The sequence below is a fragment of the Paraglaciecola sp. genome, from assembly GCF_039942875.1.
In the GTDB taxonomy this organism is placed as follows: Bacteria; Pseudomonadota; Gammaproteobacteria; order Enterobacterales; family Alteromonadaceae; genus Paraglaciecola.
The window spans coordinates 48,727-67,217 of the sequence record NZ_JBDVBQ010000056.1 but is presented as its reverse complement, the minus strand read 5'-3'; the positions used below and the strand labels follow the sequence as shown (position 1 = coordinate 67,217).

Here is an 18,491-nt window from a genome sequence, read left to right as displayed (position 1 = left end):
TGTATTGTATTTAATTGGAGATGATAGTTAATGAAAAAAGGTATTAATCGTTTTGTATTAAGCGCATGTATTGTGACAATGAGCTTATCTGTAAATATAACCGCAAGCGCTGCGTTGCCGTTTTTTTCTAGTGATAAAAATGAAATACCTAGCCTAGCACCGATGATAGAAGACACTACACCGGCAATAGTTAGTATTTCAGTTGAAGGCACGCAAGTCTCAAGGCAACGAGTGCCAGAAATGTTTAAGCATTTCTTTGGAGGCTCTGATGAACAAGTTCAAGAACGACCGTTCAAAGGCTTGGGCTCAGGGGTCATTATTGATGCCGATGAAGGTTATGTAGTTACCAACAATCATGTGGTTGATAATGCCGATCAAATCACTGTAAAACTTACTGATGGAAGAGAGTTTAAAGCAAAAAAATTAGGCTCAGATCCACAAAGTGATATCGCACTACTTAAGATAGAGCCAGATGACCTAACAGCTGTACCATTAGCCGACTCAGACGAATTAAGAGTCGGGGATTTTGTGGTAGCCATAGGTAACCCATTTGGATTAAACCAAACCGTTACTTCAGGTATCGTCAGTGCACTTGGGCGTTCAGGTCTAAACATAGGTGGTTACGAAAACTTTATTCAAACAGATGCTGCAATCAATCGTGGTAATTCTGGTGGCGCTTTAGTTAGCCTTAGAGGAAAACTGGTTGGTATTAATACCGCTATATTTGGACCAAACGGTGGCAATGTAGGTATCGGCTTTGCCATTCCAAGCAATATGATGAAAAGCTTAGTGGATCAAATTATAGAGTTTGGTGAAGTACGTAGGGGACTATTAGGTATTTTAGGCCAAGACATAGACTCTGGTTTAGCTGAAGCTATGAACCTATCTGCCAGCCAAGGAGCCTTTGTCAGTGAAGTATCACCAGATTCTGCCGCTGAAAAAGGTGGGATACAAGCAGGCGATATCATTACTGAAATCAATGGTAAACCCGTAACTAGCTTCCTTGAGCTTAGAGCCAAAGTTGCCAGTAAAGGAGCTGGGGCAGAGCTAGAGTTGACCCTAATTCGTAAAGGTAAAACTGAAACTGTTGAAGTGGTGTTAGGTGACGCGTCTACCAATTCAGTAGTGGCCAAGGAAATACACCCTGCTCTAGAAGGTGCTACCTTAACCAATGGTGAAACTGAGCAAGGTGATAAAGGTATTGTTATTTCTGAATTAGAAGCCCGCTCTCCTGCTGCAAGTATTGGCCTTAAAAATGGTGATGTCATTATTGGTATTAACCGTAAAAAAGTAGATACGGTAGTACAGCTTCGTGCAGAGTTAGAGGATGCAAAAGGTGTTATTGCTTTAAATGTAAAACGAGGCCTTACCTCTTTATACTTAGTGATTCGCTAATAACCTCAAGATAAAATAGCGGTACAGATTCACCTGTACCGCAATCCAAATTCCCTTCCCCTTGTGCAATATTATTTCATTAAAACCAGCTAAACGGGTTGTAAACAATTGATATAGCTTGGCTATAACTTCAATGTTATTATTGTTCGATACTTGGTGTTATAAGCGTTCAATATTCTCGTGTTAAAATTCATAACCTCTATATTTAAGTCAATCGTCATTGGAGTGATGATCGCTTGTGTCATACTTTTTCTTGTTCCCAATTTACGCCAAGGAACGGGTTTACCTTTGGCAGTATTCTCTGCCGAACCTATTTCAATCAATAAAATGAGCTTTAATAGTGCAGTTAATGCATCTGGCCCTGCTGTGGTTAATATATATAGTCAAAATATCGAAAATGCTGGATACAACCGCCGTCAAGCGGTTGAGCGGACAAGTTTAGGCTCTGGAGTCATCATGACTTCAAACGGTTATGTATTAACTTGTTACCATGTAATTGCTAACGCAAAACTCATTTTAGTGGCATTGCAAGATGGTCGACTTGAAGAAGCACAAATTGTTGGATTTGATGCGGTTACAGATTTAGCTGTGTTAAGTATTCCTGTAGATAACCTGCATGCGATTCCACAAATGGAAGATCCAAAAACATTAGTTGGAGACGTTGTCTTAGCTGTTGGCAACCCATACAACTTAGGACAAACCGTCACCCAAGGTATCGTAAGCCGAATAAGCAATAATGGTTTAAATAACTATTTTGATTACATTCAAACCGACGCTGTGCTTAATGAAGGGAACTCTGGTGGTGCCTTAGTTGATAGTGAAGGCTACCTAATCGGAATAAACAATGCTAATTTTAAAACTAGAATTAGCCGCAACAGAGTAGAATCAGTTGATGGTGTTTCATTTGCGGTTCCATACACTTTGGCAAAAAAAGTTATGGATGAAATAATTTCTACAGGTAAAGTGACCAGAGGTGCCTTAGGCTTTGCAGGAGAGCAGAATAACTTGGGTGACATGGGAATCTTGGTCACAAGTGTATACAGCGGAACTCCAGCGGAAACGGCAGGTTTAGCCGTCAAAGACTTGATAGTATCAGTTGGAGGACGCCCAGCGACTAATATCCGTAAAACCTTAGATTTTATAACAGATACTCCCCCTGGGACCATTTTAGATATCGAAGTAAACAGAGATGGCAAGCTCCTCAATTTAGCCATGCAGGTTGCAGAACTTAAGTAGTCTTGACCATACCTAGCAGTAACTATAAAGAAGTCTATAGCACCTCTTTATAAATACAGGTTAAGTAGTCAGACTGCTCAACAATACTTATCATTTTACCCTTTTAATATTAGCGCCCAAACCATTGAGCTTAGTTTCAATATGTTCGTAACCTCTGTCTAAATGGTAGATTCGGTCTACTATAGTTTGCCCCTCTGCCACTAAGCCTGCGATCACTAGACTTGCTGAAGCCCTTAGATCAGTCGCCATAACCTGTGCACCTTTTAGGGTTGATTGGCCATCACATACTGCACTGTTACCTTGTAATGAAATAACAGCCCCCATTCTTTGTAATTCAGGTACATGCATAAATCTATTTTCAAATATGTTTTCTGTTACCACTCCTGTACCTTCAGCCAAACAGTTAAGGGCTACAAATTGCGCTTGCATGTCGGTTGGAAAACCAGGGTGTGGAGCAGTTTTTATATCAACACTTTTCAATACACCAGATGTCATGTCTAACTCAATCCAATCTTCACCAGTGGTCACTTTTGCGCCTGCTTTAGATAATTTATCTAATACCGCTTCTAGCGTTTTAGGGGCTGCATTAACACAGCGTACCTTGCCCCGAGTGACTGCCGCAGCAATCAGAAAAGTTCCTGTTTCAATACGGTCGGGTAAAACCCAGTAGTTGCAGCCTTGTAAAGTTTCTACACCCTGTATCACAATTTTGTCACTGCCAGCATGAGAAACGTTAGCTCCCATAGCGTTCAAACAATTTGCTAGGTCAACAATTTCTGGCTCTCTAGCAGCATTTTCTAGAATAGTCTCACCCTGTGCTAAACACGCAGCCATCATAAGGTTTTCGGTAGCGCCAACACTCACTACATCCATAAAGATGTGGGCGCCTTTTAACTTTCCATCAACCGAAGCGCGAATATAACCCGCATCAACATCAATCTTTGCGCCCATTTGCTCTAAACCCTGCAAATGCAGGTTTACAGGGCGAGCACCGATTGCACAACCACCAGGCAGAGATACATTGGCCTCACCAAATTTTGCCAATAATGGCCCTAAAACTAAGATAGAGGCACGCATGGTTTTAACGAGTTCATAAGAGGCGTCAAACTGATTTATGGTGCTTGGATCTATCTCTACAGATTGTCCATCACGTCTAGCCGCTTTTGCTCCTAACTCTTCTAAAAGCAACAAGCTGGTATGTATATCTCTAAGTTCTGGCACGTTTTCAAAGATACATGGCGAGTCAGCTAAGATACTCGACATTAAGATAGGAAGGGCAGCATTCTTTGCCCCCGAAATAATGACATCACCTGATAGAGGCGGACACGCCTCAATAATTAATTTATCCATAACACTACTCTAATTGAAATATGCCTACAGAAAGGTAGATGGTAGGCGTTTGTCAGAAAACTGAATTTTGGCTTTGTAACTAACAAGTGAATTATTGGGGAAGGTTAAACAACTTTTCTCGTTGCCATTGTGCTTCAGTGAAGGTTTTTATTGAAACAGCATGCATACTGCCTTCAGCAATTTTTTCCGCAAGTGGCGCGTATACAAATTGTTGTTTTTTTACTCGGCTCATATCAGCAAATATATCACTGATAGCTATCACCTGAAAATGTGAACCTTCACCACTAACATGAACCTCTGCAAGATTTAAAGACTCTTTCAATAGGGTTTCAATTTGTTGATTATCCATGGTCGCTCCTAAAGCGCGAAAAAGGCGACTATTGTACAGATAAAAAGTTATCTACGTCGCTTATTTTCGCGAGATTAATTAAAGTAACTGGGACATTTTTTAACTGAAACTGGATATCTTGTTGTTTGCTTTGTCTCAACAAATTCACCAACCAAGCCAAACCTGCCGTATCAACATCACGCACTTCTGCTAAATCAACAATAGGCAACACAGTGTTACTTTTATCTTGCTTAGCATTCAAGTCACTCAGCGAGTTCTTCCAAGCAAACATTACCGTATTACGATTTAAATGACCTTGAAGCATAAAATGTCCATCTGATGACTCAGATACAGAGAAACTATTCACTCCACTATACCTTTTTCGCTGCTTCTAAATTAATAGGTTTGTTGATGGTTTGTTTCATCATATCCATTACAGCATCAAGCCCATCTTTACGTAACATAGATTCAAACTCACCTTGCTTAGTAGATAACAAACTAATACCTTCAGCTACCATGTCGTAAGCTTTCCACTCATCTGTTTTCTTATTTTTACGTAACTTAAAGGCTAGGTTTATATCCGGTTTTCCCGGCTCTTTGACTATAGCTCTAACTGTAACAGTGGTTTCATCAGTAACTTCTCTGACTGGTTGAAACTCGACTTCTTGTCCATTGTAGTAAGCCATAGCTAACGCATACGTGGTAATCAAATAAGAACGGAATACACTGATATACTCTGGAAATTGTTCTTTTGGTACTATCTTATAATGTTTACCTAAAACCTTTAAAGCCGAAAATTTATAATCAACATGGGGTAACAGCTCTTCTTCCATCACTTTGCGTAAAAGCTCTGGGTCTTTTTGAATGTCTTCATGCTCTCTTTTGATTCGATCGAATGTAATTGTGGCTACTTCTTGAAGCATGGCATAAGGGTTAGTACTTTCTGCTTGAGCAGTCATTGAAGCGATTGCAAATAATCCCGCTATCAGCCCCTTAAAAAATCGATTTGTCACGTTATCTCTCCACTAATTACTTAAAATTAATCATCATTGCTACTAAATAAGAATTGACCAATAAGATCTTCGAGTACCAATGCCGATTTTGTGTCTTCTATGTAGTCACCTTGTGCAAGGTTTTCAATACCCTCGATTACAAAGCCAGGTTGAAAGCCTACATATTGCTCTCCTAATAAGCCCGAAGTTAAAATCGAAACAGAGCTTGTTTCTGGAAATTCATTAAACTCGGTCGAAATACTCATTTCAACAACGGGCGTAAAATCATTTTTACTTAAGGTGATATTATCTACCCTACCCACTGTAACACCACCAACCTTTACTGCTGACCTTACTTTAAGACCGCCAATGTTATCGAATTTGGCATAGAGGGTATATGTATCAGTACTACTGGACATACTGTCGTTAGCGACTTTTAACGCTAACATAAGACCAGCCGCAATAGTCAATACAACAAAGATACCGACCAATAACTCTGATTTTCTGGATTTCATTCCTATTTTCCTCTACTCAATACCGAACATTAATGCTGTTAAAATAAAATCTAAGGCCAACACTGTTAGAGATGAATATACCACAGTCTCAGTTGTCGCCTTGCTTATCCCTTCTGAAGTAGGGATTGAATCATACCCCTTGAACGTTGCTATCCACGTAATAACAAAAGCAAACACGACACTCTTGATTACGCCGTTAATTACATCTTTATCCCAGTCAACGGTTGCTTGCATTATTGACCAATAACTCCCGGCATCTACACCAAGCCAATCTACGCCAACCATATGGCCACCTAAGATCCCAATTGCACTAAAGAGTAATGCCAACATAGGCATAGAAATAATCCCAGCCCATAACCTAGGAGATATCACTCTGCGTAACGGGTCAACAGCCATCATTTCTAAACTACTAAGTTGCTCTGTAGCTTTCATTAAACCAATTTCAGCGGTAAGAGCAGAACCAGCTCTACCTGCGAATAATAAAGCTGTCACAACGGGCCCTAACTCCCGTAATAATGACAACGCAACCATAGGACCCAAACTCCCTTCGGCACCGTACCCCACTAATATGGTGTATCCTTGCAATGCCATTACCATGCCAATAAACAGACCAGACACAACAATAATAAGTAATGACTGCACGCCTACTACATGGATTTGCTTAATCAGCAAGGGGAACATTTTTACTGGCTGAGGTTTAGCAAAAATAGCCCCGATTAACATTAAGGTGGCTCTACCAAACAAACTAAAACGCTCAATTGTCGCTGCGCCAATAGTTATCAGCCAATTCATAGTTCACCGCCTAAAAACGCTTCCTCAATTGAAGTTGCAGGATAATGGAAAGGAACCGGGCCATCAGCTTGCCCCTGCAAAAACTGCTGAACGAGTGGAGAATCACTGTTTTTAATCTCTTCTGGAGTACCACTACCTATTACCTTTTTTTCGGCCAAAATATAGATATAGTCTGCAATAGTTAACACTTCTGTGACATCGTGAGTGACCACAACGCTTGTTAATTGCAATGCATCATTTAAAGCTTTAATTAATTTAACTAGCACCCCCATAGAAATGGGATCTTGCCCAGCAAAGGGTTCATCGTACATGATTAACTCAGGATCTAATGCGATAGCTCTCGCTAACGCAGCTCTACGCGCCATGCCTCCAGATAATTCTGCAGGCATTAAATTTGCTGCCCCCCGCAAGCCAACAGCTTGAAGCTTTAACATCACAACCGTATGAATCAAAGCCTCTGTGAGTTTGGTATGTTCTCTTAATGGAAAGGCAATATTATCGAACACTGTCATATCAGTAAAAAGTGCACCGCTTTGAAATAACATACTCATTTCGCGACGTACTTCAAATAATCTACGGCGGCTCATATTAGGAATAGATTCCCCCTTAAACCTAATGTCACCGGAGTCTGGGGTTAACTGGCCCCCCATTAAACGCAGCATGGTGGTTTTACCTATGCCACTGGGCCCCATTATAGCGGTCGTTTTGCCCTTTTTTATTCGCAGTGATATGTCGTCGTATATTATACGGCCACTACGACTAAAGGTAAGATTGTCTATTTCAATCAAATTTTCCATTGATTTAGCGGTATTCCAATTTTAAGTAGATGTATTTAAGTTTATTACTGAACTAAGGGGCTATTGTATTCGCTTTCTGTATTGAATAACAAAGAGAAAAAGTAACAAAGTATATTCATTTTCATTAATTCCTTTCCTCTATTTTCAAATTGTCTCAAAGACCACACAGGTTAAACACTAGAATCCTAGTATTTAATCCACAAACTCGATGTGTAACCTTGATTAATTCAACTACTAGACCAACACCAATAAAGAAAAGTTGCAAAATATTTATTACTAACTCCATATGCAAAGCATTTGCTTTTTGAGACAATTAACTATTATAGCGTTTGAATTGTATTACTTATAGAAGTGAGCTTGTGTGATTTTAGAAGCCGGTTATTTTTTAGTTTGGTTAGTTGTTCTGAGTTGGGCAGCAGATAGATTTGTTTACGGCGCTTCAGCTTTAGCCAAAAATATTGGTGTTTCGCCAATGATTATTGGTTTAACAATTGTCGCGATGGGCTCATCAGCACCAGAAATAATGGTTGCTGCAACAGCATCTTTTAATGGCGTAACCGATACCGCTGTTGGCAACGCCCTTGGCTCCAATATCACTAATATAGCCTTAGTTCTTGGCTTAACAGCCCTCCTTAAGCCTTTATCAATTGCTTCAAGCACCCTAAAAAAAGAAATGCCAATTCTGTTATTAGTGTGCGTAATGGCCGTTTATTTCCTATCTGATTTCGTACTCACACGTTTCGAAGGAATAATTCTTATCATGCTATTTTTTGCCACAATTGGGGGATTGACTTGGATGTCATTAAATATGGACAAAGGCGACCCTTTAGAGCCAGAAACAGAAAACGAAATTCCTTCCGATGTCAGCACCGGCAAAGCTATTTTTTGGGTAATAGTTGGCATGATAGTATTACCACTCAGTGCTCACTTTATGGTGGGTTCTGCTGAAATCATAGCTAGATATTTCGGTTTAAGTGAATTAGTGATTGGTCTCACTATTATTGCGATAGGCACTAGCTTACCAGAACTAGCAGCCTGTATTGCAGGGGTGCTCAAAAATGAAGACGATCTGGCCCTAGGTAATATCATCGGTTCAAACATATTTAATATTTTAGCGGTACTCGCAATGCCTGGCCTGATTGCCCCTGGAGCAATAGACAGTAGTGCGGCCAGTAGAGATGGTTACGTTATGCTTGGGTTAACTGTTTTACTGATAATATTTAGTTTTAATTTTAGAGGCTCCAGGCGAATTAACCGGGTGGAAGGTTTATGTTTACTAGCTTGTTTTGGTGCTTATCAATTTTTATTGTTTAGTTAAATATACACATGACAAAGTTTAAAAAATCTGCGCTACGAGTATTAGAAATTGAAACTCAAGCCATTGAGCAATTGACTCAATATATTGATGATGACTTTACTAAAGCATGTGAGCTTATTATGAGCTGCAAGGGTAAAGTAATAGTGTCGGGCATGGGTAAATCCGGTCATATTGGTCATAAAATATCGGCAACCCTAGCCAGTACTGGGACCCCTGCCTTTTTTATGCATCCAGCTGAGGCCAACCATGGCGATCTGGGTATGCTGTCTGAACAAGACATACTGTTAACTATTTCTAACTCTGGAGAAACTGCGGAACTATTAGCTTTAGTCCCAGTAGTAAAGCGCCTTGGTGTAACCATTATTGCGATGACAGCCAATGTGAATAGTACCTTAGCAAAATATGCCGATGTTAAACTTTGCGTAAAGGTCGAAAAAGAAGCTTGCTCCCTCGGCCTCGCTCCTACTTCTAGCACCACCGCAACTTTGGTTATGGGCGATGCTCTAGCTGTCGCTTTATTAGATGCAAGGGGGTTTACATCAGAAGATTTTGCCATGTCTCACCCGGGTGGCTCTCTAGGAAAACGTTTGTTATTGAAACTTGACGATATAATGGTAAAAGAAGCAGCCTTACCTCTAGTATCGCCAGAGCAGACTTTAAGTACAGTATTATTAGAAATTTCTAAAAAAGCTTTAGGTATGGCGGGAGTAGTAGATAATACAGGAAAATTACTCGGTATTTTCACAGATGGCGACCTCAGACGTGTATTAGACGATAGAATAGACGTACATCAGGTGCAGATAAAAGACATCATGACCAAGCATAGTATTACAGCATCATCAGAGATGTTAGCAGCCCAGGTACTAAAATTAATGCAACAACATAAAATTAACTCATTATTTGTTATCGACTCAGATGATAAACCAGTGGGAGCTATTAATATGCAACTGTTGCTTCAAGCAGGAATAATTTAATCATGGCTATTGATACCCCATACGGACAAATAAATAGTCAACTATTTGAGCAACTGTCTACCATAAAATTACTAGCCTGCGACGTCGACGGCGTTTTCTCCGATGGACGTATTTATATGGGACAAAACGGTGAAGAGTTAAAAGCTTTTCATACCCGAGATGGCTATGGTGTCAAAGCACTCTTAAATTTAGGTATTCATGTGGTTGTGATTACCGGTCGCCGCTCAAAGATGGTTGAAAACAGAATGACAGCGTTAGGGGTAACACATATATTGCAGGGCTGTGAAGATAAACAACCTGCACTAGAAGCGTTGCAAAAAGAATTATCAATTACTGCTGACGAAACAGCCGCAATTGGTGACGACATGCCTGACCTAGGTATGTTTAACACTGCCAAGCTGAATGTATGTGTTAATGACGGCCACCCATTAGTTGCAAGTAACGCCCATTACGTAACACACACCAAAGGTGGATTTGGTGCGGTGAGAGAGATATGCGATTTAATCCTATTAACTAAAGGACAACTCACCAATATGCATGGCGCCAGTGTATGAGTCGTTTGACTATATGTATTTTAGTGTTGTTTAGCTTAGCTTTGGGGCTTGTCTTACCTAGTTGGTTGAAAGAAGATAAACAACTAAATTTACCGGAAACTGAAGAAGCTTGGATCCCCAACTACCAAGCACAAAAAATGAAAAGCACGCTATACGATAAATCCGGTCAAATTAATCACCAAGTCTATGCAGAGAAAATGGAAAACTATGACTTATTAGGCTTCACCCTATTTAAACAACCAAGTTATTTGTTATATGCCCAAACGTTACATTCTTGGCAAGTCGACGCAAAAGAAGGGACGCTATACGAGGATCAAAGATTACAATTCGAAACAGATGTAAAAGTGACTAGTTTGAATAAAGAAGGATATGTACAAACTATTCGTACTAATTTTATTGAAGTCAATTTAACTGACAAAACCATGTATTCAGACCAAGCTGTAGAAATTGTTGGTCCAAATTATGTCATTAATAGTAATGGCTTTACCGCAAACCTAGAAACCCAAAGATACGAGTTACTTAATCATGTCAAAACCGTTTATCAACCTTCTGCATCTCACTAGCTTTATAGCTGCATCGATATTCTCGGCGCAGTGTCTAGCCGGCAAGGATGACTTTAATCAGAAGATTGAGTTGTCTTCTTTGTACCAGCAAGCAGACGGTATCGCTAAAAAAGCATTTCATGAAGGCAATGTTGTCATCAAGCAAGGTACTTTAGAATTAAAAGCGGATGAGTTAGAAATAGATGCAAGCGCCGGTGATGGTAAAGAAATATTCATTGCTACAGGTAAACCCGCCCAATACTCGCAACAACAAGAAGATGGCAGTATAGTCACAGCCAAGGCAAACAGAATTGAATATCAAAGAGAAACCAGAGCGTTGTCCCTTTCTGGTGGCGCCGAAATAGAACAAAACGCAAGTAGCGTAAAAGGCGAGTCTATCGTGTTCAATATGGAACTTGAACAAATTATTGCTCAAGGTGATGAGAAAGGAAGTGTACCTGTAATCACAACCTTTCAACCTGTCACTAAAGAAAAAACCAAAACGAAAAAACAACAGGATAAACAACCTTAATGGCCCTATTAAAAGCTAGCCATTTAGCAAAGTCATACAAATCTCGCCAAGTGGTCAGAGATGTAAGCCTTGAAGTATCGACGGGACAAATAGTGGGATTGTTAGGACCAAACGGTGCCGGAAAAACCACGACTTTTTACATGATTGTAGGCTTAGTCCCTTTGGACAAAGGTGATATATACATAGATCAACAAGAATTAACCCTGCAACCCATGCATGTTCGAGCGAGGCAAGGTATAGGTTACCTTCCACAAGAGGCCTCAATCTTTAGAAAGTTAACTGTATTTCAAAACTTAATGGCAATACTGCAAACTCGCAAAGAATTATCTAAAGAACAAAGAGAACAACAAGCGGATGCTCTGCTCGACGAGTTTAATATCAATCACATTCGTAATAGTTTAGGTATGAGCTTATCTGGTGGTGAAAGGCGTCGAGTTGAAATAGCTAGAGCCTTAGCGGCTGATCCAGACTTTATCCTACTGGATGAACCCTTTGCAGGTGTTGACCCTATATCAGTTAACGATATTAAAGTCATAATTCAACATTTACGAGATCGTGGTTTAGGTGTTTTAATAACAGACCACAATGTACGAGAAACCCTAGATGTATGTGAGAAAGCTTACATTGTTAGTCACGGAGAATTAATTGCGTCGGGTACGGCGGAAGAAGTTTTAAGTGATCAACGTGTAAGAGATGTATACCTAGGTGAGCAATTCAGGCTATAGTTAACACATAAACTAACGCGGCTGATAAACACATTACATTAAATATAAGAAGTGAATGAAACCCTCTTTACAGTTAAAATTTAGCCAACAGCTCACAATGACACCTCAGTTACAGCAAGCCATTAAGCTGCTGCAACTGTCTACGTTGGATTTACAAACAGAAATTCAAGAAGCCCTTGATTCTAATCCTTTGCTTGAGGTTGATGAGCAACCCGAAAGCTCCAATGGCGATAAAGCTCTTGAGACGAATCACTCCGCTGATAGCGCAGAGAAAGCAACCGAGCAACAAGATGTAAACGTTGACAGTGTGGAAGCTGGCGATGCCCTACAAAATAATGACATCCCAGAAGATTTACCCCTAGACAGCACTTGGGACGAGTATCTCAGCGCATCATCAGCTCCAGCACCTTCATCGTCTTCTTCGAGCTCAGGCTCCATAAGCGACGACGATCAAATATTCCAAGGGGAAACCACAGACAATATTCAAGATCATTTATTATGGCAAATGCGCTTAACTCACTTTAGTGATACCGACATAGCTATAGCCATGGCAATTATCGACTCCATAGACGAAGCTGGTTATCTAACCATTAGTACTGAGGAAGTACTTGCAAGCATGGATGACGAAGAAATTGAACTGGATGAAGTTGAAGTGGTACTTAAGCGTATTCAGATGTTTGACCCAATTGGATCTGGAGCACGTAGCGCGCAGGAGTGCCTGCTAATTCAACTAAAACAATTTGCACCAGACACACCTTGGTTAGAAGAAGCTAAAATGTTGATTGCCGATTACTGTGATTTAATCGGTAGTAAAGATTATCGTACCTTAATGCGTAAGACTCGCATGAAAGAAGACGAATTACGTGAAGCAATGCGTTTATTACAAACTCTGAACCCAAGACCAGGCACCGCCATAGTAACAGGTGAGTCAGAGTACGTTATTCCAGATGTATCGGTAGCCAAAAAGAACGGTCGTTGGACAGTAGAGCTTAATCCAGATAGTTTGCCAAAGCTCAATGTCAATCAGCAATATGCAGCCATGAGTAAAAGTGTCAAAAGCTCATCTGACAGCCAATTTATACGATCTCACCTGCAGGAAGCCAAGTGGTTCATTAAAAGCGTTGAAAGCCGTAACGACACTTTACTGAAAGTATCTAACTGTATCGTACAACAACAAATGGGCTTTTTTGAACATGGCCCTGAAATGATGAAGCCTATGGTATTAAATGATGTGGCCGAAATGGTCGACATGCATGAATCCACCATTTCACGGGTAACTACTCAAAAATATATGCACACACCACGTGGGATCTTTGAGCTTAAGTACTTCTTCTCAAGCCACGTTGCCACAGAGACAGGTGGCGAATGTTCTTCTACTGCTATACGCGCTTTGATTAAGAAGTTAGTCGCAGCAGAAATGCCCAGTAAACCATTAAGTGATAGTAAAATTGCTCAATTGTTGGCCGACCAAGGCATTATGGTGGCGCGGCGAACAATCGCAAAATACCGGGAATCATTAATGATACCCCCGTCAAATCAACGTAAGAGCCTATTATAGGCGAATTAAAGAAGGAAAAGGCGATATGCAAATTAACCTTACCGGTCATCATGTAGATATTACAGATTCTTTGAGGGACTACGTAGACACAAAATTCACTAAATTAGAACGACATTTTGATCACATTAATAATGTACACGTGATTTTAAATGTAGAAAAACTTAATCAAAAAGCCGAAGCCACATTACATCTCAGTGGTACTGAGGTCTTTGCCACTTCAGAACATACAGATATGTATGCAGCAATAGATGGATTAATAGATAAGCTCGGTCGACAGGTGTTAAAGTACAAGGAAAAACAACAACGCCACTAATCTAAAATTCGTGACAATAATTAGAATGTGCTAATGGAAATTAAAGATATCCTTCACCCTGACTGCACCATATGTGCAGTTCAGGGAGCGAGTAAAAAAAGAATTCTGGAACGTATCAGTGATATTGCTAATCAGCACATATTAGAGATTGATCAGGCCACCATATTATCTAGCCTAATGTGCCGAGAAAAAATGGGCAGCACAGGAATTGGTAATGGTATTGCTTTACCCCATGGGCGGCTTGAAAACCTTGAAGAAGTCATTGCGATAGTGGTTACTAGTGAGACCCCTATAGATTATGAAGCCATAGATAACTCTCCTGTGGACGTGTTTTTTGCGATTTTAGTTCCAACCGATAAAGCTTCTGAACACCTAGGAACTTTATCGGCGATAGCCGCAAAACTCACTAACAAAGAAACCTTAAAAAAGATGCGTGCTGCCACCACAGATGAAGAACTATTCAAGGCTATAGTATAATGAAACTCATCATCATCAGTGGCCGTTCGGGTTCAGGTAAATCAGTCGTGTTACGCTCCCTAGAAGACCTAGGTTATTACTGCGTAGATAACATCCCTGTTAATTTACTGCCAACCTTAATTCACACTGTCGTGGATGAATATGATCAAGTAGCTGTAAGTATTGATGTACGCAACTTACCTAAAGATCCCAATGAATTGGTGGAAATACTTAACTACTTACCCCCGTCTTGGAATATGACGATCCTTTATTTAGATGCCAGTGACGACATCTTGATAAAGCGTTTTAGTGAAACTAGGCGCTTACACCCTCTTTCAAAACAAAATAAGTCCTTATCTGCTGCCATTCAGGCTGAAAGCCAACTTCTTGCACCCATAGCGGAACGAGCCGATTTATACCTAGATACAGACCAACTATCAATACATCAGCTGGCTGAACTCGTAAGGGAAAGAATTTTAGGTAAAAAAAGCTCTAGATTGGTCTTAGTATTTGAATCTTTTGGATTTAAATATGGTACCCCAAAAGACGCTGACTATATGTTTGATGGGAGGTTTCTACCCAATCCTCATTGGGAGCCAGACCTTAAACACCTCACAGGTTTGGATGCACCTGTACAAATATTTTTGGGATCACAGCCTATCGTGACTAAATTTATTTGGCAGATTCAAAACCTGATATCTACTTGGTTACCGCATTTAGAGCGCAACAACCGCAGTTACGTTACCATTGCTATTGGTTGTACTGGCGGCCAACACCGTTCAGTGTATGTGGCAGAAATGCTAGCCAAGACCTTTACTGACTCTCACCCTGATGTACAAATACGACATCGTGAGCTTAATCGTTAAGTTGGAGCAAACCAGCTATGCCTACATTTGAAAAAACATTACTTATTGTTAATAAGCTAGGGCTACATGCCAGAGCAGCCACACAACTTGTGCAGCTGACTAATAAGTTTGATGCAGAAATCACCCTACATTTAGGTGACAAAACAGCCTCAGCTAACAGCGTTTTAGGCCTTATGATGCTCGAAGGAAATCAAGGTAAAGAAATTAGGTTTGTGAGTGAAGGCAAAGATGCAGAAAAAGCACTGGATGCCGTTGAGGTATTGGTGGCAACTTGTTTTAATGAAGATGAGTAAACGTATAACTTCTCACCTGCAAATTGGAAAGGTAATTGGAAAGCTAAAGTTATGAACCTTAATCCTAGAAAGTTGCTCAATAGTAAGTGGACGGCAGTTCAGCCTAGAAACAAAGAAAAGCACTTCTTGATTACAGAGGTAGAGTTTGATGAAAATGGCAACCTAATACATTGCCTAATCGAAGCAATCTTATCAAAACGATCTGAACCTATTGATTGGACTCAGCTTAAAAACCAAGAGGTTTGGTTACAAGGTTGGAAATCATAATGAATACACCTAACTCCCTTAATTTTAGTTGACCTACCCATTGGACGACTATGTATTTAACCCAAGTTACTGAAGAAAACACTATTGAATTAATGTCTTGGTTTAAAAATGAAGATGAACTAAAGACATGGGCAGGCCCTAATTTTAGTTATCCATTAAATTTAGTTAATTTTAAACGTGATTTAAATATTAATACCTTAAAGTCATTTGCGTTGATATCTAAGGAAGAAGAACTTTTAGCATTTGGGCAATATTACCTTAAGCTTAGAAAATGCCACTTAGCAAGGTTAGTGGTTAACCCAAAATTTCGAGGAAAAGGCATTGCCGCCCACCTAATCAAGCAGTTAATCACCTTAGGTAAGACTGATTTAAACACTGAATCCTGCTCACTATTTGTTTTTTCTGATAACACAAACGCCATTAATGCTTATACTAAACTTGGCTTTTCTAAAGCCGAATATCCAGAGAAAGCTCCTATAGATGATTGTTTATATATGGTACTGGAGCAAATTCATAGGTAATTATCTAGATACACGATAGCAAGGTGATAAGATGCATTTTACGCAATAACTTCCTATTGAAAAACTGAGATACTATGGATTTAAGTGATAATTTATTGATGGATTGGATACCTGTACTGGTAACCCTATGCTTTTTTGGTTGTATGACTTGGTTAAGCCAAAAATTCATGTTCAATAAGCTTAAGCATACTGGTGATGAAAACATCTTCACCCGCCAACTAGTGCTCTTATTATTAATGCTTGTAGGTTTGATTTGTGTAGTCATCTCATTACCTTTAAAAGAAAACTTAGAGTTACAAGTCCTAAGTTTAATTGGTTTGGTTTTGTCTGGGTTATTAGCATTTTCATCAACTACGATATTTGGAAATTTAGTAGCCGGTGCTTTAATGCGCTTCACTCAGCCTTTTCGTACCGGTGACTTTATTCGTATTGACGATACCTTTGGTCGTGTCACTGAATTGGGTTTATTTGACTGTGAGGTGCAAACTGAATCTCGTGAGCTAGTGTCTATCCCCAATAGTATATTGATCAATAAAGCATTGAGCGTGGTTCGTCGCTCAGGAACTATAATTTCAGTTGAGTTATCTTTAGGATACGATTTACACCATAGCCGTATCGATGAGTTGCTATTAAGAGCTGCCGATCAATGCGGCCTTGAAGACCCATTTGTTCATGTAATCCAATTAGGTGACTTTTCAGTTAGCTACAAAGTAAGTGGTTTATTGGTCGAAACTAAAAATCTATTAACCGCACGCTCAAATTTTCATCGCCATGTGTTAGATTGTTTACACGATAACGACATTGAAATTATGTCTCCTAATTTTGTTAGTCAACATGCAGGTCCTGATGCTAAAAGGGTAATAGCCCACTCTCCAGCATTCAAAAAAGTAAAAAGTGAATCCACAGCGGAAGATGTGGTGTTCGATAAGGCTGAACAAGCTCAGCAGATTGAAGTAGACAAACACGATATGCTGCAAAAAATCGAACAGCTAAAGGAAAGCCTAGCTTATGCTGAAAAAGAAAAACACAAACTTATTGAGGCAGAAATTGAGCAACTTAAGCATAAAGTCAGTGAGTTAAAAGAAGTTATAGAACTCCCCGAAGACAAATAAAATTAAGGTGATTTTTTAAATAAAGCTATTAAGCCGTGATACCAAGCCAACATCATCACAGTACCATGTCGCTCCTTTGGAAAATAGCGCTTCGAGACGTTAAAAGTGTCAGAACGTTGAGATTGTAAATTATCAAAAAACTCAATACCCCAAGCTAGGTTGGCAACACCATGTGCCCCTATATGGTCATTATTTGCTAAAGCCATAAATACCTTTACTTTGTATGAAGATAGATTTTTAGACTTATGCAGCATACGGTTCAAGTAATTATCATCCCAAACATAGGTAGCGTCGGCCAATAGATAATGGCTAAATACTTTAGGGCGATGAAGCAAAACATGGCCAGCAAATAAACCGCCAAAAGACATGCCTGCCAATACTTTGGTCTCAGTAGTACGAAAGGTGTTATCAATCTTTGGAAGGAGCTCTGATTCTAGAAAATTTAGGAAAATGTCAGCACCACCACTGCCTTCAATTTTAGCTAATTCCGTCCCCTTAAAAATTAAATCCGTAGCCGTAGGCGTTAAATCTCTGGCTCTATGGGTATTAGGGATAGCTATAACAATAAACTCGGGAATTTGTTTTTCCAGTGCATCAGTACTCAAAGACTCCACGATTGCACTCATCCCAAGTAAATTTGTTTTATCTCCATCTAGTAGATATATAACCGGGTAGTCTTTATCTGGTTGCTCTTCATAAGAAGGAGGAAGATAAACGCCTATCGCGCGCGTTTCATTCATGGTGTTTGAATCTAAATGATACCACTGGGCTAATGAAACAGGATCCTGGGCAACAAAAGCATTGACACTTTTATCAGTTTTCGATGTTTCACCTCCTATGACTTCTGATACAAAAAATAAAGAGACAGATAAAAGAAGAATGACGAGTGAATTTACATTACAAGTGATGATAAGGCTGTATCCTCCTGACTATGTTGCTCAAGGTTTTTCTTATCTTACCTAAAGTTAGTCAGGTTCATCAAATGGACTTAAAAAGAACGTAAATATCAGCTGACCAGAACACCTGCATCAATTAAACTATTTATTACAGAGCCG

24 protein-coding genes are annotated in these 18,491 nt (G+C 39.7%); 16 read left to right on the top strand and 8 right to left on the bottom strand.

The features are described 5' to 3' along the window. Positions 1 to 30: 30 nt before the first annotated feature. Both ABJE44_RS19930 and ABJE44_RS19925 read left to right on the top strand, forming a co-directional pair. A complete protein-coding gene (locus tag ABJE44_RS19930; protein ID WP_348112099.1) occupies positions 31 to 1,395 on the top strand; it encodes a Do family serine endopeptidase in 1,365 nt (454 codons plus the stop codon). A 228-nt stretch (positions 1,396 to 1,623) separates the two neighbouring features. Next, a complete protein-coding gene (locus tag ABJE44_RS19925; protein ID WP_348112114.1) occupies positions 1,624 to 2,631 on the top strand; it encodes a trypsin-like peptidase domain-containing protein in 1,008 nt (335 codons plus the stop codon). Between the two features lie 90 nt (positions 2,632 to 2,721). On the opposite strand, the gene murA is transcribed toward ABJE44_RS19925, so the two are convergent. The 7 genes from murA to ABJE44_RS19890 form a co-directional block, all read right to left on the bottom strand. Beyond that, positions 2,722 to 3,981: a UDP-N-acetylglucosamine 1-carboxyvinyltransferase gene (gene murA, locus ABJE44_RS19920; protein ID WP_348112100.1), complete on the bottom strand. Its 1,260-nt coding sequence runs from the start codon at positions 3,979 to 3,981 to the stop codon at positions 2,722 to 2,724. A 91-nt stretch (positions 3,982 to 4,072) separates the two neighbouring features. Beyond that, positions 4,073 to 4,330, bottom strand: coding sequence for a BolA family protein (locus ABJE44_RS19915; RefSeq protein ID WP_348112101.1), 258 nt, complete (start codon positions 4,328 to 4,330; stop codon positions 4,073 to 4,075). 28 nt (positions 4,331 to 4,358) lie between these two features. Beyond that, the gene (locus ABJE44_RS19910; protein WP_348112102.1) at positions 4,359 to 4,676 is read right to left on the bottom strand and encodes an STAS domain-containing protein; all 318 of its coding nucleotides are present in this window, start codon (positions 4,674 to 4,676) and stop codon (positions 4,359 to 4,361) included. A gap of 4 nt (positions 4,677 to 4,680) precedes the next feature. Continuing rightward, positions 4,681 to 5,268, bottom strand: coding sequence for an ABC transporter substrate-binding protein (locus ABJE44_RS19905; protein WP_348112115.1), 588 nt, complete (start codon positions 5,266 to 5,268; stop codon positions 4,681 to 4,683). An 80-nt stretch (positions 5,269 to 5,348) separates the two neighbouring features. Continuing rightward, entirely contained in the window at positions 5,349 to 5,816 is a 468-nt protein-coding gene (gene mlaD / locus ABJE44_RS19900; protein WP_348112103.1) for an outer membrane lipid asymmetry maintenance protein MlaD, read from the bottom strand. Between the two features lie 12 nt (positions 5,817 to 5,828). Beyond that, the gene (mlaE, locus tag ABJE44_RS19895) at positions 5,829 to 6,608 is read right to left on the bottom strand and encodes a lipid asymmetry maintenance ABC transporter permease subunit MlaE (protein WP_348112104.1); all 780 of its coding nucleotides are present in this window, start codon (positions 6,606 to 6,608) and stop codon (positions 5,829 to 5,831) included. Further along, positions 6,605 to 7,405, bottom strand: coding sequence for an ATP-binding cassette domain-containing protein (locus ABJE44_RS19890; protein ID WP_348112105.1), 801 nt, complete (start codon positions 7,403 to 7,405; stop codon positions 6,605 to 6,607). Before ABJE44_RS19890 ends, mlaE begins: the two co-directional genes overlap by 4 nt. Before the next feature lie 361 nt (positions 7,406 to 7,766). On the opposite strand from ABJE44_RS19890, the gene ABJE44_RS19885 reads away from it, so the two are divergent. The 14 genes from ABJE44_RS19885 (at position 7,767) to ABJE44_RS19820 (ending at position 17,436) form a co-directional block, all read left to right on the top strand. Next, positions 7,767 to 8,723: a calcium/sodium antiporter gene (locus tag ABJE44_RS19885; protein ID WP_348112106.1), complete on the top strand. Its 957-nt coding sequence runs from the start codon at positions 7,767 to 7,769 to the stop codon at positions 8,721 to 8,723. Between the two features lie 8 nt (positions 8,724 to 8,731). Beyond that, positions 8,732 to 9,697, top strand: coding sequence for a KpsF/GutQ family sugar-phosphate isomerase (locus tag ABJE44_RS19880; protein ID WP_348112107.1), 966 nt, complete (start codon positions 8,732 to 8,734; stop codon positions 9,695 to 9,697). Continuing rightward, positions 9,697 to 10,251 (top strand): 3-deoxy-manno-octulosonate-8-phosphatase KdsC, encoded by a 555-nt coding sequence (gene kdsC, locus ABJE44_RS19875; protein ID WP_348112116.1) that lies wholly within the window; start codon positions 9,697 to 9,699, stop codon positions 10,249 to 10,251. The genes ABJE44_RS19880 and kdsC overlap by 1 nt, the downstream gene beginning before the upstream one ends. Continuing rightward, positions 10,248 to 10,814, top strand: coding sequence for an LPS export ABC transporter periplasmic protein LptC (lptC, locus tag ABJE44_RS19870; RefSeq protein ID WP_348120897.1), 567 nt, complete (start codon positions 10,248 to 10,250; stop codon positions 10,812 to 10,814). The genes kdsC and lptC overlap by 4 nt, the downstream gene beginning before the upstream one ends. Further along, positions 10,777 to 11,325, top strand: a complete 549-nt coding sequence (gene lptA / locus ABJE44_RS19865) for a lipopolysaccharide transport periplasmic protein LptA (protein WP_348110478.1) — start codon at positions 10,777 to 10,779, stop codon at positions 11,323 to 11,325. The genes lptC and lptA overlap by 38 nt, the downstream gene beginning before the upstream one ends. Beyond that, on the top strand, positions 11,325 to 12,050 hold the full coding sequence (gene lptB, locus ABJE44_RS19860; protein WP_348110479.1) for an LPS export ABC transporter ATP-binding protein: 726 nt from the start codon (positions 11,325 to 11,327) through the stop codon (positions 12,048 to 12,050). Before lptA ends, lptB begins: the two co-directional genes overlap by 1 nt. 55 nt (positions 12,051 to 12,105) lie before the next feature. After that, positions 12,106 to 13,608, top strand: a complete 1,503-nt coding sequence (locus tag ABJE44_RS19855) for an RNA polymerase factor sigma-54 (protein ID WP_348110480.1) — start codon at positions 12,106 to 12,108, stop codon at positions 13,606 to 13,608. Positions 13,609 to 13,633: 25 nt separating this feature from the next. Further along, positions 13,634 to 13,921 (top strand): ribosome hibernation promoting factor, encoded by a 288-nt coding sequence (gene hpf / locus ABJE44_RS19850; RefSeq protein WP_348110481.1) that lies wholly within the window; start codon positions 13,634 to 13,636, stop codon positions 13,919 to 13,921. A 33-nt stretch (positions 13,922 to 13,954) separates the two neighbouring features. Further along, the gene (gene ptsN, locus ABJE44_RS19845; RefSeq protein WP_348110482.1) at positions 13,955 to 14,398 is read left to right on the top strand and encodes a PTS IIA-like nitrogen regulatory protein PtsN; all 444 of its coding nucleotides are present in this window, start codon (positions 13,955 to 13,957) and stop codon (positions 14,396 to 14,398) included. Next, positions 14,398 to 15,243, top strand: a complete 846-nt coding sequence (gene rapZ / locus ABJE44_RS19840) for an RNase adapter RapZ (RefSeq protein WP_348110483.1) — start codon at positions 14,398 to 14,400, stop codon at positions 15,241 to 15,243. The genes ptsN and rapZ overlap by 1 nt, the downstream gene beginning before the upstream one ends. A 17-nt stretch (positions 15,244 to 15,260) precedes the next feature. Then, a complete protein-coding gene (locus ABJE44_RS19835; RefSeq protein WP_348110484.1) occupies positions 15,261 to 15,536 on the top strand; it encodes an HPr family phosphocarrier protein in 276 nt (91 codons plus the stop codon). Between the two features lie 51 nt (positions 15,537 to 15,587). Beyond that, on the top strand, positions 15,588 to 15,803 hold the full coding sequence (locus tag ABJE44_RS19830) for a TIGR02450 family Trp-rich protein (RefSeq protein WP_348110485.1): 216 nt from the start codon (positions 15,588 to 15,590) through the stop codon (positions 15,801 to 15,803). A 50-nt stretch (positions 15,804 to 15,853) separates the two neighbouring features. Continuing rightward, entirely contained in the window at positions 15,854 to 16,324 is a 471-nt protein-coding gene (locus tag ABJE44_RS19825) for a GNAT family N-acetyltransferase (RefSeq protein ID WP_348110486.1), read from the top strand. Positions 16,325 to 16,398: 74 nt separating this feature from the next. Continuing rightward, the gene (locus tag ABJE44_RS19820) at positions 16,399 to 17,436 is read left to right on the top strand and encodes a mechanosensitive ion channel domain-containing protein (protein ID WP_348110487.1); all 1,038 of its coding nucleotides are present in this window, start codon (positions 16,399 to 16,401) and stop codon (positions 17,434 to 17,436) included. A 2-nt stretch (positions 17,437 to 17,438) separates the two neighbouring features. Here ABJE44_RS19820 and ABJE44_RS19815 read toward each other — a convergent pair whose 3' ends face one another. Further along, positions 17,439 to 18,176, bottom strand: coding sequence for an alpha/beta hydrolase-fold protein (locus ABJE44_RS19815; RefSeq protein WP_348110488.1), 738 nt, complete (start codon positions 18,174 to 18,176; stop codon positions 17,439 to 17,441). Positions 18,177 to 18,491: the final 315 nt, after the last annotated feature.